This window comes from Pseudoduganella sp. UC29_71, from assembly GCF_042693265.1.
GTDB lineage: Bacteria > Pseudomonadota > Gammaproteobacteria > Burkholderiales > Burkholderiaceae_D > Rugamonas.
The window spans coordinates 4905329-4922613 of record NZ_CP170549.1; the positions used below are offsets into that span (position 1 = coordinate 4905329).

Consider the following 17285-nt stretch of genomic DNA (forward strand, 5'->3'; position numbering starts at 1 on the left):
GGCTTATAATAGCGGCTGTTCCGCATTTTCCTGAAAAACGCACCATGCAAGCTCACACCTCCAGCGCGCCCGCAGCAGCCGGCGCAGCAACGGCGACCCCGTATGTCAACATCGCTGCCTATAAATTCATCACGCTCGACAACCTGGAAGACCTGCGCCCGCAATACCAGGCGATCTGCGCCCAGCTGAGCCTGAAAGGCACCATCCTGCTGACGCCCGAAGGCATCAATATGTTCCTGTCCGGCCTGCGCGCCGACATCGACCAGTACCTGGCCTGGGTGCGCAGCGACGCCCGCCTGGCGGACCTGGAAGTGAAGGAAAGCCTGTCGACCGAACAATCGCACAAGCGCATGCTGGTGAAGATCAAGAAAGAGATCATCACCATGCGCATGCCGCTGATCAAGCCCGAGGAAGGCCGCGCGCCCTTCGTGGAAGCGCACACCCTCAAGCGCTGGCTGGACCAGGGCCACGACGACGCCGGCAAGCCGGTCGTCATGGTCGACACCCGCAACGACTTCGAAGTGGACGTGGGCACATTCGACAACACGGTGGACTACCGCATCAAGAAGTTCACCGAGTTCCCGGAAGTGATCGCGGCGCACAAGGCCGACTTCGAAGGCAAGACCGTGGTCACCTTCTGCACCGGCGGCATCCGCTGCGAAAAAGCCGCCATCCACATGCAGAACATCGGCTACAACAACGTCTACCAGCTCGAAGGCGGCATCCTGAAGTACTTCGAGGAAGTGGGCGGCGCGCACTACACGGGCGACTGCTTCGTGTTCGACTACCGCACCGCGCTCAATCCGCAGCTGGAAGCGGTGGAAACCACCCAGTGCTTCGCCTGCCGCGCCGTGGTCACCCCGCGCGAGCAGCTGTCGGAACAATACGTGTACGGCGTGTCCTGCCCGCACTGCTACGCTAAACAATAAATCCGGAGCCCGGCGCAGATGCCCAAACTTCTGTTCGCACACCAGCTCAGGGGCATCGCCGCCCTCCTCATCGTCATCACCCATTACTTCGGCGTGTACTTCGGCGCCCAGGCGGTGGTGGCCGGCGTAACGTTCTCGCCCGAGCTGCAGCTGGTAGCGCCAAACTGGGTGCGGCATATGGACTTCCCCTACTTCAAGGGGCCGTTCGGCGTGGCGCTGTTTTTCCTGATCAGCGGTTTCGTGATTCCCTTCAGCCTGCAGAAAAACAGCGGCGCCGGCTTCCTGCTGGCGCGCACCTGGCGCATCTTCCCCACCTACCTGGCCTGCCTGGGTATCGGGCTGCTGGCCACCTACCTGTCTGCGCGCTACTGGCAACTGCCTTTCCTGCTGGACCTGCAGCGCCTGCTGATGAACGCGCTCCTGATGCACAACCTGGCCGGTCTGGCCTCGCTCGACACCGTCAACTGGACGCTGGCCATCGAGCTGAAATTCTATGTGGTCGCCGCGCTATGCTGGCGCGCCATGCTGGGCAGCAAACCGCTGGTGTTCGCCGCCATCGCGGCCGCCGTCATCGCCCTGGACCTGGCCCTGCCGTCGCTGGAAGGCATTCCCTTCGTGTACCGCGTGTTGGCCGGTCTGGGCACGGACCTGAATTACGTGCTGTTCATGCTGATCGGCACCTTGTTCTATCAGCACTACCGTGGCCTGCTGACGCTGTCAAAGCTGGCCACCGGCGCCGTGCTGCTGCTGGCCGCCTTTATCGCGGCCTGGCATTTCGGCACCCAGCGCGACCAGGTGCCGGTGCTGGCCGAATACTATGTGTACGCGCTCCTGGTGTTCGCGCTGTGCTATGGCGTACGCAACCGCTTCCGCCCGGTCCGCGTGCTGGACTTCTTCGCCGACATTAGCTATCCCCTGTACGTGGTGCATGCGCTGACCGGCTACGTGCTGCTGAAAGTCATCATGCACCAGGGCCTGGCCTACGGCTACGCCGTGTGCGTGGTGCTGGCGATGGTCATTGCGCTGGCCTGGCTGCTGCATAAAACCATAGAGACCACCTCCAGCGAATACGGCAAGCGCCTCGCCGGCAAACTGCGGCGCCCTGCCGCAGCACCGGCGGCGGCATAAAAAAGCCTGCAGTTCAAACTGCAGGCTTTTTTCACTCCGGTGCCGCTTTTATTTGAAATAAGCTGCTACCTGGCGCACATCATCCGGCCCCAGTTCGCCGGCCACCGCGCGCAGCTTCAGCACAGACAGCAGGTAGGTGTAGCGCGCCTGCGCCAGATCGCGCTGGGTGGTGTACAGCTGCTGGCGGGCGTTCAGCAAGTCCAGGTTGATGCGCACGCCGCCTTTGATGCTTTGCTCAGTGGCGGTGATCAGCAGTTCGCCTGAACTGACCGCCTTGTCGAGTGCCTGGATCTTGGCCACGCTGCTCAGCACGGCCGCATACTGCTTGCGCAGTTCGACCATTACCTTGTCGGTCCGCACCTGCAACTCCGCCTTGGCGCGCTCCAGACCCGCCGACGCCTGGCGCGTCGACGCGCTGACCGAACCGCCTGCGTACAGCGGCACGGTCAGCTGGATGCCGACAGCCCGGTTGGTGGAATCCTGATTGTAGGTGTTCAGCGTTTCAGCATCGGCCTTCGAATAGCTGGCAACGAAATCCAGGCGCGGCGCGTGGCCGGCCCGGTTCTTGTTCACTTCCTGGCGCGACGCTTCGATCGCATACACTTGCGCGCGCAAATCCGGATTCTGCTCCAGCGCCTTCTTGCGCCAGGTTTCAAAGTCGCCTTCCACCAGCGGTGGCAGGCGGAAGTCCGGATTCAATTCATCCAGCACCGTCACCTCCTGGCCGACCAGGCCGGACAAGGTGGCCAGCTGCGTTTGCTGGTTGTCTTTCGCCTCCAGCAGCTGCGCCTCGGCCACTTCCAGGCGGGCCTGGGTTTCCAGCATGTCGGTCTTGGTGCCTTCGCCCTTCTTGAACAGCAGGTCGTTGACGGCTTTCTGCTCGATGTAAACGTTGCGCTGCGCGGTGGCGATGCGCACCTGCTCGTTCGCATACAAGGCGTCCATGTAGGCGCTGAGCACGCGGATCACCATTTCCTGCGTGCGGCCGGCGAAGTTCTCCAGCGCATAGGCGGACTGTGCGTTGCCCTGCTTGTAGCGAGCCAGCGCGTCCAGGTTGAACAGCGTCTGGCGGAAGCTCACGCTGCTGGAGCGACTGATGTATTTGGGCGAGGACGGCGAATCGCCAGCGATCGTGTGCACCACCTGCTCGGCATTGACCTTGCTGGCGGAATAGCTGGCCGACACGTTGGGCAGCAGCGCGGAGCGGCCCAGGATGCGGTACTCCTTGCCCGCTTCGGCGTCCTGTACCGCCTGCTGGTAGGTGGGATCGTTGACCACCGCCGCCTCGTACGCCTGCAACAGCGTCATGGCCGACGCACTGCCTGCATACAGCAGCACGCCGGAAAAGGCAGCCTTCAGCACTGCGGCCAGCCGTGTGTTGGTACCACTCATCTTATTCCTCCGACAGCGAGGTTTTGGCGCGGTCGAAGACCGGCTTGAGCAGGTAGCTCATCAGGGTGCGCTCGCCCGTCTTCACGAACATTTCCACCGGCATGCCGGGCTGGATGGCCAACTGCTTCTGGGCGATCAGCTTGGCGCCTTCAGGCGATACGCGGGCGCGGACTTTGTAGTAGGGCATGCCGGTACGCTCTTCCACAGTACGGTCGGCCGATACTTGTATCACAACACCCGGAATGTGCGGCGTCTTGTTGACGTTAAAGGCCGAGAACACCAGTTCAACCGGCAGGCCCACATGCACGCGGTCGATCAGGTTCACCGGCAGCTGGCCTTCGACGATCATCGCGTCGTCGGTCGGCACCAGTTCCATCATCTTGGCGCCGGGTCCCACCACGCCACCCGGCGTGAACACCGCCAACGCAACTACGGTGCCGTCCACCGGCGCGCGCACTTCAGTATTGTTCAGCTCGTACTCGAGTCCGGCGATACGGCTGCTCAGCGCTTCCGCTTCACGCTGCGTGTCGGCCAGCGACCCGCGCACTTCCTTCTGGAAGTCCTGCGTGCGCTGGCTGCGGCGCAGCGTAATCTCGGTCACCTGGCGGCGGGCGCGGCCGATATTGCCGATGTCCTCGGAAATCTGGCCGTTGGTCTGCGCGTAAGTGCGCTCCGCGTCCAGCAGGCGGGTGCGGGCCACATAGCCTTCTTTCGCCAGGTCGCGCAGATTGTCCAGCTGTTCCTTCAGGAAGGTTTGCTGCTGCTTCTTGCTTTCGCGCGACTCTTCCAGGCCGGTGATCTGCACTTTCAGGCCGGCGATGTTTTCATCGTACGCAGCCAGTTCATTTTCCAGCGACATGCGGCGCGAGGTGAACAGCTGGTTTTGCAGGCTGAAACCGGCCGACACGCGCGGATCGTTCTTCATCGACTCCAGCGCAGGCGGGAACGGCACGGACTTCAGGCCGTCGCGTTCGGCCAGCAGGCGCGCCTCGGTCAGGCGGCTGGTAATGTACTGGGCGCGCGTGGTTTCCGCCTGGCTGATGGCCTGGACGTTATTCATGCGCACCAGCACCTGATTCTTCTTGACGACATCGCCGTCCTTGACCAGGATTTCCTGGATGGTGCCGCCGGTTTGATGCTGGATCAGCTTGCGGTTGCTCTCCTTGGCCACGGTGCCGGGCATCGGCACGCCCTTGTCCAGCGGCGCCAGCATGGCCCACAACATGAAACCGCCTACACCCAGCAGTATCACCAGCCAGCCGAAGCGCGAATAGGAACGCGCATCGGTATCGACTTCCAGCGGCGTGACGTCGTGCGTGACCACGTCGGTCGGCGCGCTGTGTTTGGTAAGCATATTAGCCATCTGTTATTCCCCTTCCGTAGTCGCCTTGACGGCAGCGCTGTGCTGCTGCGCCGCGGCGGCTTGCTGCTGTGCTTGTTGCTGGGCCTGTGCTTGGGCCTGTGCCTGATGCTGGGCTTGAGCCTGCTGGGCTTGCGCCTGAGCTTGCTGCTGTGCCTGCAATGCCTTCTGGTTGGCTTCGTTCAGTTTGTTCAGCACGTCGCGGGTCGGGCCGAACATCGCCACTTGGCCTTCGCGCAGCATGAGCAGCTTGGTCGTCGCGCCGATGATGTTGGTGCGGTGCGTTACCAGCACGATGGTTTTGCCGCGCTGGCGCAATTCCACCACGGCCTGCACCAGGGCCTGCTCGCCGATGTCGTCCAGGTTCGAGTTCGGCTCGTCGAGCACGATCACGGCCGGATCGCCGTACAGGGCGCGCGCCAGGCCCAGGCGCTGGCGCTGGCCGCCGGACAGGCCGACGCCGCCGTCGCCCAGCAGGGTGTCGTAACCCTTAGGCAGATGCAGCACCATGTCGTGCACGCCCGCCCGTTTCGCGGCCAGCACCACCTGTTCCGGATCGATATTGCCGAAGCGCGCGATGTTCTCGCTGACTGAACCGCCAAACAGTTCAATATCCTGCGGCAGGTAACCGATATGGGGACCGAGTTCAGCCTTGTTCCATTGGTAAATATCGGCGCCGTCCAGGCGTACCTTGCCCACCACGGCAGGCCAAATGCCGACCAGCAGGCGCGCCAGGGTCGATTTGCCCGAGCCGCTCGGCCCGATCACGCCCAGCACTTCACCGGCATCGAGCGTGAACGACACGCCCTGCAGCACCGGCGCCTTGGCACCCGGAGGGCCTGCTGTAACGGCTTCCACCGCCAGCGCGCCAAGCGGCTTGGGCAGCGGCATGCCGGCCGAACGGGCCGGATTCTCGGCCAGCAGCTTGGTCAGGCGCTCGTAGGCGCTGCGGGTGCTGCTGTAGCTTTTCCACACGCCGATCACTTGCTGCACCGGCTGCAGCGCGCGGCCCACCAGGATGGACGCGGCAATCATCATGCCGGAGGTAATCTTGCCTTCCACGGCCAGCAGCGCGCCGTAACCCAGCACCAGCGACTGCAGGGATACCTGGACGAATTTGGTGGCGGCGGCAACTCGGCCCACCTTTTCGCTGGCTTCGGCCTGCAGCTGCAGGAAGCGGCCATGCAGCTTCAGCCAGCGGCCCATCAAGTTGGGCAGCATGCCCATCGATTCGATGACCTCGGCGTTGCGCAGATTGTTCGTGGCCAGGTTGGTGGAGGCAATGGACATGGAATTGGCTTCACCGAGCGGCTTGTGGGACACGCGCTCGTTGACGTAGGCCAGCACCACCAGCACTGCCGTGCCGCACAGCGCAAACACGCCCAGCGACGGCTCGAACAGGAAGATCACCACCAGGTAGACCGGGAACCAGGGCGCGTCGAAGAAGGCGAACAGCGCGTTACCGGTCAGGAACTGGCGGATATTGGTCAGGTCCATCAGCGACTGGCCCGCATTGCCGCCGGCGCTCTTCAGGTTCTGCTCAAACGCGGCGGTGTACACGCGCTTGTTCATTTCCATGTCGAAGCGCGCGCCGACGCGCACCAGCACGAAGCTGCGCACCAGTTCGAGCAGGCTCATGAACAGGTAAGCGCCCAGCATCATCAGGGTCAGCATCAGCAGCGTGGTCTCGTTGCGGCTAGGCAGCACGCGGTCGTAGACCTGCAGCATGTAAATGGAGGGCACCAGCATCAGCATATTGCTGATGGCGCTGAACGCGCCCACGGTGAGGAAGGTACTTTTGAACTTGGCGAGCACCTGCTCGATTTCATTCTTCGGCTTGAGGAAATTTTTCATGGATGCATTAGCGGTGCGGTAGGAACGCATGAACAGCAAAATCGGCGTGGTACGCCGGGCACACACATTATCGCCTAAATCCGCACGGAAATGTGATGTGGATCACATTTTTTACAAATTCGGCTGCGATTCCGCACAGCCAAATAAAAAACCCGCCTCCTGTGAGGGAGGCGGGTTTTCAGTCTGCTGCCCCTTGCGGGGCCGCACATGGCCACCGGAGCGGCCATGCACTTGACGGTTATTAGCCGATGATCAGCAGGGTGTCAGCGGAGGTGCTGTACGAAGCGACGTTGCTCAGATCAACTGCGCCAACGATCTTAACGATGTTGTCGGAGCCGTTCACGAAGGCCGTGGTGCTGGCCGAACGGTGTTCAACGACGTAGGTATCGCCCTGGAACTGGAACCAACCAGCTTCGTTCTGCGCCGATTCCGCAACTACCTTGTTGACCAGATCCTGGAACACCGCGGTACCGCCGGTGGTCACGTTGGCTGCAACGAACTTGACGTTGGCAGCGGCCAGTTTCAGCAGGTCGCCAGCGCCGAAGTCGGTGATGGTTGCGTAGTCGTTGACGGTTGCAACAGCTTGTGCGCCCGAGATGTCGAAGGTGTCAGCACCTGCGCCGCCGGTCAGGGTTACGCCGTTGGCGAATACTGCGCCAGCGCCGCCAACTTTCAGAACGTCGTCGCCTGCGCCACCAATCAGCTTGTCGCCGGTGTGGTTAGCGGTCAGCACGTCGTCGCCCGCGCCGCCGGTGATGGTAGCTGCCACGGTTGCGGTGGTCAGGCTGCCAGCGGTCAGCGACAGGGTCAGTGCGGAACCGTCGATGGTGGCCACTTTGTTCGAGTTGGTGGTCAGGATGGCACCTGCGTCACCGGTCAGAACGATCGAGGTCAGCGAGGTGTCAGCGATCGACACGGTGTGGACCGCGGTGATGTCAACTGCCTTGGTGCTGGTGTCATCCAGTGCCAGAGCGATCGACTCAACACCAGCCGTCGAGATCGTGCCAACGTTGATGCCGGCGGCGTTAGCGATCTTCAGGTTCAGGCTGTCGGCGGTGCCGGTTGCGTCGGTCATACCCACGGTGATGCCAGCGCCTGCAGCGGTGATTTCCAGGGTACCAGCGTTGGCCATCTTGTTGATGGTCAGGCTACCGGCAGCGCCAGCACCTGCTGCTGCACCTTGGGTTTCAACGATACCAGCGTCGGTTGGGGAACCGCCAGCGCCGTTGCCGGTCGCGGTGGTGAAGTTGGTCACGTCGCCGTTGGCGCCGTTGGTCAGCGTCAGAACTGCACCGGCAGCGCCGAAGGAGCCACCAGTCCAGGTAGCTGGAGCAGCGTAGGCGCCGGACACGGTGAAGTTACCGGCCGAGGTCACGCCTGCCTGGAAGGCTGCTGCCACTTCGGTAGCGGTCAGCGCTTTCTGAGCCGTTACGGTCAGGCCGGCGATGGTGTAGGACTGGCCATCGGACAGCGCTTGCATCGTGAACGCGGTCGATTCAGCAGTACCGGCGGTACCGTCGGTTGGCGTACCAGCGGCAACTGCGGTGGCAGCAGCCAGGGCGGTGTCGCTGTAGACGGTTGCCAGGTCAGCCACGTTGGTCGCTGCGGTGGTGCTGGTGAAGGTCAGCACGCCAGCGGCGTTGGCAGCCACGGTCCAGGCAGCCAGGGCACCGGAGATGGTCAGGGTGTTGGTAGCGTTGGTGGCAGTGGTGCCAGCCAGGAAGGCAGCAGCCACTTCAGCAGCGGTAGCGGAAGCGCCAGCGGTCACGGTCAGGGTACGGCCGGCGATCGTGATGCTTTGGCCAGCGGTCAGCGCCTGGAAGGTAACAACTGCGGACTCATTCACTGCAGCCGTGGTAGCGGCGTTAGCGCTGACGACGTAGTTGATGTCGTCCAGGTTGGACAGGTCAACGGTGCTGGTCGCGCCAGCAGCAACTGCGCCCAGGCTCAGCTTCTGGAAGTTGTTGATGGCAGCTTCGAAGTTGCCGTTGCTCGACAGGGTGTTCGCGTCAGCAGCCGACAGTACCAGGGTGTTGGTGCCAGCGCCGCCGTCGATGGTGCCGGTAGCGGTTGGAACGTTGGTGCCGGTGAAGGTCAGGGAGTCATCGCCAGCGCCCAGGTTGATGGCTTTGGTGATGGCTGCCGAAGCGATCAGGGTGACGTTGTCCACGCCAGCGCCGCCGGTGTAGGTGCCAACGGTGCCGTCCAGAGCGGCGGTCACGGTGCCGGTGGTGCCGGTGGTGTCGATCGACTTGATGGTGGTCGAACCAGCGGTGCCCAGGTTCAGGCCGGCGGTGCCGTTCACTTTCACGGTTTCCAGAGCCGACAGGGTCGAGCCGGTGGATACGTTTGCAACAGCCGAGCCGTCAACTACCAGCGATTTCGCGCCAGCAGCGGTCACGGCGAAGGTTGATGCGCCTGCAACGTGCAGGTTCACGGTCTCGTAGGTGCCGTTGCTGACCGTTGCGCCTGCAGCCAGGCCGTTCACGGTCAGGTCCAGGGTCTTCTGGGTGGTCTGGGTGATCGTCAGGGCCGACTTGCTGTTCGAGATGTTCAGGGTGGTCAGCGCTTCGGAAGCGATCGACGATGCAGCGTAGCCGTTCAGGGTTACGGAAGCGATCTTGTCGGTGGTGCCCGAATCGGTGATGGCAACAGCGCCGTAAGCGATACCAGCAACGCCGGTTACTGCGTCAATAGCGGTTACGCCAGCAACGGTTGCGCCAGCGGTTGGCTGTACCAGGGTAGCCGAGCCGGTACCTTGGGCAACGGTTGGGTTCAGTGCGGAGCCAGCAGCGGTCAGTGGGTCCAGAGCGGTGAAGGTGACGGTTGCGCCGGAAGCAGCACCCGAGGTCCAGTCAGCAGCGAAGGTGCCCGAGTAGGAACCGTTGGCCACTTTGCCTGCGCCTTGCACAGCGCCGTCAGCCAGGCTGGCGAAAGCGGTAGCAACTTCTGCGCCGGTCAGGTCTTTGATTGCGGTGAAGGTCAGGCCGCCCACGGTCAGGGTCTGGCCGGCCAGCAGCACGCCGAAGGTGTAGGTAGCGGCTTGGTGTACGCCGGCAACAGCGGTCACAGCGTTCTTAGCGTCAACAGCTTTGGACTGGTTCACGACTACCGAAGTAGCGGTGCCGGCGCCGTCAACGTTCACGTTGCCTTGGGTGTGCACGGTTACGCCGGTGGTGTCGGTAGCTGCGTCGGTGGTAGCCGAGTAAGCAACCTGGTTCACTTCGATCGAGGTGCCGCCTTTGACATTGATGGTGCCTGCCTGGGTAGCAGCGCCAGCCTTGTCGTAGTCAGCGCCGGTAGCCGATACTTTGATCGCGCCGGTAGCTTGCTGCGTGCCGGTCTGGCCAATGTTGATGTTGTTGGTGGTGGTGCCGCCGGTGGTGGTTACGGTAACGTTGGCGCCGCCGTTTACTTCCACGTCGCCGGTAGTTGCTTTCGACAGGGTGATGGTCACATCGCCCTTGGTGTCGTCCGCAGCGGTGCCGCTGGTGCCGGAGGTAACGCCGGCATTGCCTTCAGCAACGATGGTCTGCGATTTACCGCCGTTCACGTCAACCGCGCCGGTTGCGCCGGAAACGGAAACAGCAGCGTTGGCGCCGGCGGTCAGGGTGACTGCCTTGCCTTGGGTCAGGTTGATTGCGGTAACGTCGCTGTATGCGGACAGGTTAGCGGTCAGGTCCACTGCGGAACGCACGGCTACGGTTTCGATGCCGGTCAGGGTGATCGAAGGCAGGGTGGCTACAGCGGTACCAGCAGCGCCGGCGCCGTTCAGAACGTCCAGGCTCAGGGTGTCAGCGCCGTCGCCGCCAACCAGGGTGTCCAGCGCGGTCAGGGTGGTCTTGATGGCGTTGGTGGTGTCGTCGATGATGGCTTTGAAGGTGTCGTTGCCTGCACCGCCGGTGAAGGCTGCGCCGCTGTCTACGCCGGTGGTCAGAACCAGGTCTTTAGCCGGGATCACTGGCACGTCGGTTTGCACGACGGCGTTGGTGATGGCGGTCAGGGCTTCTTCGGAGGTTGCTGCGTCCAGGGTAGCCTGGTCAACAACGGTGCTCAGCCAGGTCTTGACCAGGCCGTTGGCGACTTCGCCGTCGTATGCAACGACTTCAGCGGTCGTGTCCAGCGAGTTGTAGAAAGCGGTGGCTGCAGCGATTTTCGATGCAACAGCGGTCTTGTCCTGGAAGCCGCCTTCGGTGTCTTGAGCACCTTTCATGATCTGGTAAGCGATGTTACCAATGCCCAGGACTTTGTTGTCCAGAGCCGAGCCCCAGAACTTGATGCCGTCCAGTTCAGCGTGACGGCCGAACAGGTTCATGTAGATGGTGTCGATGATAGCAGCGGTGCTCTTCATTGCGCCGGTTGCTGGATCGGTGAAGTTCAGTTTGTACTCTGGGGATGCTGCGAATGCGTTGGCAACTGCATTGATGTCGCCGCCAGCCTTGTTGGCTGCGTCGGTCCAGAATTGCAGGCCCAGGAAGTCAGCCGGACGGTTGAAGTAGGCAATGTACAGACCCTGGATATCGTTTGCGGAAACGGCCATTTAAAACTCCTAAGAGATTAATTCAAAAAGTAAAGTTCAAACTGCAAAGTTTGAAGTTCATGCTTGCAGTGCTACGGTTGCCATCATGGCAGAAGGCATTTACGGTTTTGTGTGACGTGCGTCACACGAAGCTATAAAAACCCACCTTATTTCACAAAAAAACACAGAAATTTGTCCGCGCTGCATTATGGGAGAAGATTTCCGGGAAATCAATACACTGTTACCAACCGAATAACAAGCCCCCTTGCACATGCCGCAGAAACCACCACCGACGAAAAAAAGGCAGTCTATCAAGACCGCCTTTTTTAACATGAAGATGAATATATTACTATTTGGTCCAGTACGTCACACCATTGACGGTGCGGTTGGCGTCGAGCCGCGTGTCGAATACATAAGCGGCGCTGCCGCCATTCGACTTGCTGAGCGCGCCATTGACGTTCATATTAGTGATCTTGCTGTAGAACTGCGTATCGCCCGACAACAGGCCGTCACTGCCGACCGCACCTTCGGCGTGCAGCTTCGACACCTGGCCCTGGTTAACCAGGTCAAACGCGGTTGCGAAGCGCGACTTGCCGAAGTCCACCGTCAAGCTGCCATTCTCCAGCGTGGCGGCAGTAGCCTGCTGGGTGGACGAATCCCGCACGAACGCTTCGCTCTGGCGCAGCGAGAAGCCCACTGAACCCTGCTGTGGCGCCTGGAACACATCGCCCTTGGTGCGGAAGATCGAGTAATAGCTGTTCTGCGCCACTTTGACATGGCCGGCGGCGGCCAGCGCCACGTTGTTTTGCTGCGGCGCCTGGTCCAGCACGGCTTGCCAGCGGCCCCACACCAACTGGCTCAGCTGGGCTTCCGGCACCACCGGCGGCACTTCCGGCTGGGTTGTTACAGGCGGATTGGTCACCACCGGGTCCACCGGCGGCATGATGGGCGGCGGCGCCACGGGCGCCACATTGGCATTTTTTACCAGTTCAGCCTGGTGCAGCAGATTGTCCACCTTCTTCGGGTCCAGGCTCACGTCGGGCGCAGCCGGTGCGGATGCCGTGCCAGGCTTGCCGATCGGCTCGTCGTTGCGTGGCGGCGCCACCACATCCGGCGATTGCTGGGAATTGGACATCAGCTGCGGCACGGCCTGACCGCGCTTGACCTGCAGCATCTGGCCAACTTGGCTGGCCGACAGTTCGCGGCTGGCCGTGTGTTCGCATGGGCCGCTGCCGCCCGGCATGCAGTTGCCGGTAAAGGCGCTGACCACGATGGCGCCGGAAATGACCGTCACGCGCGAGGTTTCCTGGTCGGTGGACACGGTAAAGTCGGTGCCGCGCACGCCGATGGCGGCCACCGGCGTATTGAAACGGAAATTCTGGCGCGCCAGCTTGACGGCGTCGCCGGAGACGCTGCGGGCCACGCCGGACAGCAGCTCGAACTTGATTTGCGTATTGGCCGGATTGAGCTTGTCGACGTGGTAAGTGACGATGCGCGCGCGGCTGCCCGGGCGCAGGATCAGCAAACCGTTGTCCACCGTGCGCAGATATACATAGCCTTGCGCGCCGGTCTGGATTTCGTCGCCTTCCTGCACCGCGTCATTGACGGCCAGTGCGCGGCTGCCGGTGTGCACCGCACCCGACACAAAGACGATGCGCGCCGCTTCGGCTGCGTAGGCGCCGCCAGCGGCGGCAAGCCCCAGCATCAGGAACAGCTGCGCAACGCGGCGCGAAATTATGGACAACGGCATAGTAAGACTCCTCTGGTTCCCATTGTCCGCGATATGGCTCATAATGCTGTGACGGTGATCACAAAACGCGGATTGGACCAGTAAACTATAGCATCGCCCCACACGGCAAATCCTATCTGCAACATTTGCTTACCTAAATTTGCCCGCCCGGGAGACAGCAGCGGCAAATCAGCACTTGCTTTATTGTTAGCAATAAATATAGACTTTGCCTTTAGCCAACACGGCATGCCCTTTTATCCACAGCTCCGTCTGCCCTCGGGCGGCCCCCGCCCAGATTCATGACCTTCCCGGCTTCCCCCCCTGCCAAGTCGCGCCCCGCCCTGACCCGGGCGCTGGTGGCGCTGGCCGCGCTGCTGCTGGCGGTGGCGGCGCAATGGAGCCCGGCAGTGCTGCGCCCCTACCTGGGCGACGAATGGCTGCGCGACCACTACACGCGCGCCCGGGCCAGCACCACCAAGGAGCACCGCATGGTGGTGATCGACATCGACGAAGGCAGCCTGGCGGCGCACGGCCCGTGGCCGTGGCCGCGCGAGCGCATCGCCAGCCTGCTGGAGGAGCTGATCGGGTTTTACCAGGCGCGCGGCGTGGCACTGGACCTGGTGCTGCCGGAAGCGGCCGGCGCCGACGGCGACGTGCGGCTGGGCATGCTGGCGCGCTACGGCCCGCTGGTGCTGCCGCAGGCGTTTGACTTCAACGGCGGCCTGGCGCTGCGGGTGGGCGCGCTTACCGGCGGCGTGCCGGCGGCCGCGGCGGACGGCGCGGTACGCGCCAGCGGCTACATCGCCAACCATGCCGGGCTGGCGCAGGCGGCCCATATCGGCAACATCGGCTTCATTCCGGACCAGGACGGCATGATACGCCGCCTGCCCATGCAGACCTGGTTTGAAGGGCGGCGCTATCCGACGCTGTCGCTGGCCCTGCTCGACTGCTGCGGCGCCCCCGCGCCGGCCGGCGCGCGCGGCCCGACCGGCGGCATGGATGGCCCCGGCCTGCGCCGCCTGCCCTACAGCCGCGCCTGGGAAGCGTACACGGTGGTGCCGGCCGGCCACATCCTCGAGCAGCGCTGGCCGGCCGAACTGATCGCCGGCAAGCTGGTGCTGGTCGGCTCGTCCTCGCTCGGCCTGGCCGACCGCGTTGCCACCCCGCTCTCGCCCAATACCAGCGGGCTGCTGGTGCACGCGGCCGCCTTGACCGCCCAGCTCGACATGCGCGGCGGCCTGGCCCCCGCTCCGTGGCCCGGGCGCGCGCTGGCCGTCGTCTTCAGCGTGCTGGCCATCGCCGCGGCCAGCTACAGCTTCCCCCGCCTGCCGGCCTGGACCAATATGGCGCTGCTGGCGGCCGCCTCGGCCGCCTGGCTGGGCCTGGCGTGGCTGATGGTGCCGCACGACGCGCTGTTCAACAGCACCGGCCCGTTGCTGGTGCACCTGTTCCTGCTGGCGGTGGCGGTGCCGCTGGCCTGGCAGGGCAGCCAGCGCCAGTCACGCCAGCTGCTTGGCACCCTGCGCCAGTACGTGGCCGACGCGGTGGTCGATGAATTACTGAGAAGCAACCTGGAAGACCCGCTGGCGCCCCGCCGTGGCGAAGTCACCACGCTGATCGCGGACATGGAGGGCTACACCCGGCACGTGGCCGGCATGCCGGTGGAGCAGGCGGCGCAGCTCACGCGCGACTTCCTCAACTGCCTGACCGGCCCGGTGCTGGCCCAGCGCGGCACGCTGGACAAATACACGGGCGACGGCCTGGTGGCGTTCTGGGGCGCGCCGCTGCCGGTGGCCGACCACGCCGACCAGGCGCTGGACGCCGCGCTGGCCATTGCGGCCGCCGTCAAGGATTTCAACCGCCAGCGCGCCGCCGCCGGCCTGGAGCGGATTCGGGTACGCATCGGCATCGAAAGCGGCATCGCCGTGGCGGGCGATTTTGGTTCTTCGTCGCGCAGCATTTATACTGCGGTCGGCGACAGCGTCAACGTCGCCTCGCGGCTGGAGACGGCCGCGCGCGACCTGCCGCACGACGTGATCGTCGGCCCCGGCACGGCGGCGCAGAGCAAACGGCATCATTTGACCAGATTGGGCGACATCACCTTGCGCGGAAAAGAACACCACACCACGCTGTACACCCTGGCCGCGCTGGCGGCGGAGGCGGCGGCGTGACGCGCTGCAGCGCCCTGCGCTGGCTGCGCCCCGCCCTGCTGGCCCTGCTGCTCGGCGCGGCCGGGACCGCCTGCGCGCAGGCGGCGCCCGGCGCCGCCGCCGCATCCGGAGAACCGGACGAGCAACCCAGCCGGACCCCGCCCGGCCTGCCGGAAACGCCGCTGCAGCTCGAGCCCGACCTCTACCTGGAGGCCATGCAGGCCATCTCGGAAGGCCGCAAGAACGACGCCAGCAGCACGCTGGCGCGCATGGCAGCCAAGGGGCCGCGCCACGCCGGCGAGTGGCTGGACCTGGCCATGCTGCAATGCGCGCTTGGCCATGCCGACGAGGCCGAGCAATTGTTCCAGGCCATCGAAACGCGCTACGCGCCGCCACCCGGCATCCTGAAAATCATCACCGAGCAGCGCGCGCAGGGCTGCGCCAGCTGGCGCCGCCAGCACCAGTGGGCCTTGAACCTGGGGCGCGGCTACGACCGCAACGTCAACCAGGGCGCCAGCAACGCGTACTACGTGATCGGCGACGGCAGCGGCGGCCCGCAGCAGCTCGACCCGGACTACCTGCCCAAGGCCGACCACTACTCGCTGCTGTCGGCAGACTACATCACCGACCTGAGCGAAAACGGCGACGTCGGCTTCGTGCAGCTGCATACGCGCCGCAACGACGTCCATACCGGCTACGACACGGCATCGGTGTTCGCCGGCGTGGATCATCCGTGGCGCTGGCAGCGCTGGCAGTTCCGCGCCAGCGGCCTGGCCGGCATGCTCAGCCTGGGCGGCCAGCTGTACCAGACGCAGAGCCAGGTGCAGCTGCGCGTAACGCCGCCGCTGCCGCTGCCGAAGAACACCGAACTGAGCATCATGAGCGGCATGAGCCATGTAAAATACCGCTCGCTGACCAATTTCGACTCCAACACGCTGGAACTGAAGGCGCAGCTGGCCTACCGCGGCCAGGGCAGCGCGGCGTATGCCAGTGTGGGCCGCCTGAACGACCACGCCATCGCCGACCGCCCGGGGGGCAACCGCAGCGGCTGGAGCGCCAGCCTGTCGGGGCGCAGCATGCTACCCTATCGCCTGGAAGGGGAACTGGAATGGACCGGCACGCAGTGGCAGGGCCAGACCGCCTATTCGCCCGGCGTGGTGGACCAGGTGCGGCGCCAGAACAGCAGCACCACGCGCGCCACGCTGAGTTACCCGCTGACGGCCACCACCGCGCTGCAGCTGGAGTGGCGCAAGATTAACAACAACGAAAATATTTCGATATTCCAATACGACAACCAGGTACTGCAACTGAGCTGGCGCTGGCGCGACGGCAGGTAAGCCGGCCGACTATTTCATGGTGACCAAGAACCAAGCCACTGCGCCGGCCACGCCGGACGACACTCCCCACACGGTAACCTTGCAGCAGGTGCACCTGCGCCAGATTCCGCTGCTCGCCAACCTGAGCGACGAGGAGATCCTGCGCATCAAGCCGGATTTCCGCATCCGCAAATACCCGAAGCGGGCCGTGGTGCTGCAAAAGGGCGGCAGCGGCGACGGCCTGCTGTTCCTGCTGACCGGCCAGCTGCAGGTGATCGACGTGACCGAGGATGGCCGCGCCATCGGCCTGCGCATGCTCAAGCCTGGCGACTTCTTCGGCGAAATCGCCGTCATCACCAGTTCCACCCGCACCGCCTCGGTGGTGGCCATGAGCGAAGTGCTGGTGGCCTTCCTGCCGGCGCCGACCGCGCTGCACATGTTCTCGCATTCGCCGTCGGTGGCCAATATGATGCTGCGCCACCTGGCCGAGAAGATCCAGCGCGACTCCGAGTTCCGCAGCCTGCTCAGCATTAACAACACGGCGCGCCGCATCTACGCCTTCCTGGCGCTGCTGAAAAAGAGCCAGCCGGGCGCGCCGGACGTGGTGGAGAACCTGCCGACCCACCAGGATATTGCCAATATGATCAATACCAGCCGCGAAACGGTGACGCGCGCCCTGCTGACGCTGACCCAGCAGGGCATAATCCAGAAAGACAGCCACCGCCTCATCATCGTCGATTCGGAGGCGCTGCAGAAACTGGTCGACGGCAGCAGCGAGGCGCCGCGCGCCTGAGCGCGGCTTACCACCCTGGCAATAGCGTATAATGCGCGCCGTTCCCGGCCCGGACCCGGAACGCCATCCACGCATCACCTGATATGAATGACGACACCATGAACCTTCCAGTGCG

10 protein-coding genes are annotated in these 17285 nt (G+C 63.8%); 5 read left to right on the top strand and 5 right to left on the bottom strand.

Annotated elements, in window-relative coordinates; all coding sequences use genetic code 11:
* The first annotated feature begins 44 nt into the window (after positions 1 to 44).
* Both ACFJI2_RS21715 and ACFJI2_RS21720 read left to right on the top strand, forming a co-directional pair.
* Positions 45 to 929 (top strand): sulfurtransferase, encoded by an 885-nt coding sequence (locus ACFJI2_RS21715; protein WP_377701852.1) that lies wholly within the window; start codon positions 45 to 47, stop codon positions 927 to 929.
* Positions 930 to 947: 18 nt separating this feature from the next.
* Complete coding sequence (locus ACFJI2_RS21720; protein ID WP_377701853.1) at positions 948 to 2057, top strand: acyltransferase family protein; 1110 nt, start codon at positions 948 to 950, stop codon at positions 2055 to 2057.
* Positions 2058 to 2105: 48 nt separating this feature from the next.
* Here ACFJI2_RS21720 and ACFJI2_RS21725 read toward each other — a convergent pair whose 3' ends face one another.
* From ACFJI2_RS21725 to ACFJI2_RS21745, 5 genes are all read right to left on the bottom strand, one after another.
* On the bottom strand, positions 2106 to 3449 hold the full coding sequence (locus ACFJI2_RS21725) for a TolC family outer membrane protein (RefSeq protein ID WP_377701854.1): 1344 nt from the start codon (positions 3447 to 3449) through the stop codon (positions 2106 to 2108).
* A gap of 1 nt (position 3450) precedes the next feature.
* Positions 3451 to 4803, bottom strand: coding sequence for an HlyD family type I secretion periplasmic adaptor subunit (locus ACFJI2_RS21730; RefSeq protein WP_377701855.1), 1353 nt, complete (start codon positions 4801 to 4803; stop codon positions 3451 to 3453).
* Between the two features lie 12 nt (positions 4804 to 4815).
* Positions 4816 to 6663, bottom strand: coding sequence for a type I secretion system permease/ATPase (locus ACFJI2_RS21735; RefSeq protein ID WP_377701856.1), 1848 nt, complete (start codon positions 6661 to 6663; stop codon positions 4816 to 4818).
* 241 nt (positions 6664 to 6904) lie between these two features.
* Positions 6905 to 11203 carry a beta strand repeat-containing protein gene (locus tag ACFJI2_RS21740; RefSeq protein ID WP_377701857.1) on the bottom strand — a complete coding sequence of 1433 codons (4299 nt, stop codon included), beginning with the start codon at positions 11201 to 11203 and terminating at the stop codon, positions 6905 to 6907.
* 328 nt (positions 11204 to 11531) lie between these two features.
* Positions 11532 to 12932, bottom strand: coding sequence for a FecR domain-containing protein (locus tag ACFJI2_RS21745; protein WP_377701858.1), 1401 nt, complete (start codon positions 12930 to 12932; stop codon positions 11532 to 11534).
* A 278-nt stretch (positions 12933 to 13210) separates the two neighbouring features.
* Between ACFJI2_RS21745 and ACFJI2_RS21750 the strand changes: the two genes are divergently transcribed.
* From ACFJI2_RS21750 to ACFJI2_RS21760, 3 genes are read left to right on the top strand one after another with little or no spacing between them, the layout of a single operon-like run.
* Positions 13211 to 15082, top strand: a complete 1872-nt coding sequence (locus tag ACFJI2_RS21750) for a CHASE2 domain-containing protein (RefSeq protein WP_377701859.1) — start codon at positions 13211 to 13213, stop codon at positions 15080 to 15082.
* A complete protein-coding gene (locus tag ACFJI2_RS21755; RefSeq protein WP_377701860.1) occupies positions 15079 to 16398 on the top strand; it encodes a tetratricopeptide repeat protein in 1320 nt (439 codons plus the stop codon). The genes ACFJI2_RS21750 and ACFJI2_RS21755 overlap by 4 nt, the downstream gene beginning before the upstream one ends.
* 16 nt (positions 16399 to 16414) lie before the next feature.
* Complete coding sequence (locus ACFJI2_RS21760) at positions 16415 to 17170, top strand: Crp/Fnr family transcriptional regulator (protein WP_377701861.1); 756 nt, start codon at positions 16415 to 16417, stop codon at positions 17168 to 17170.
* Positions 17171 to 17285 lie beyond the last annotated feature (115 nt).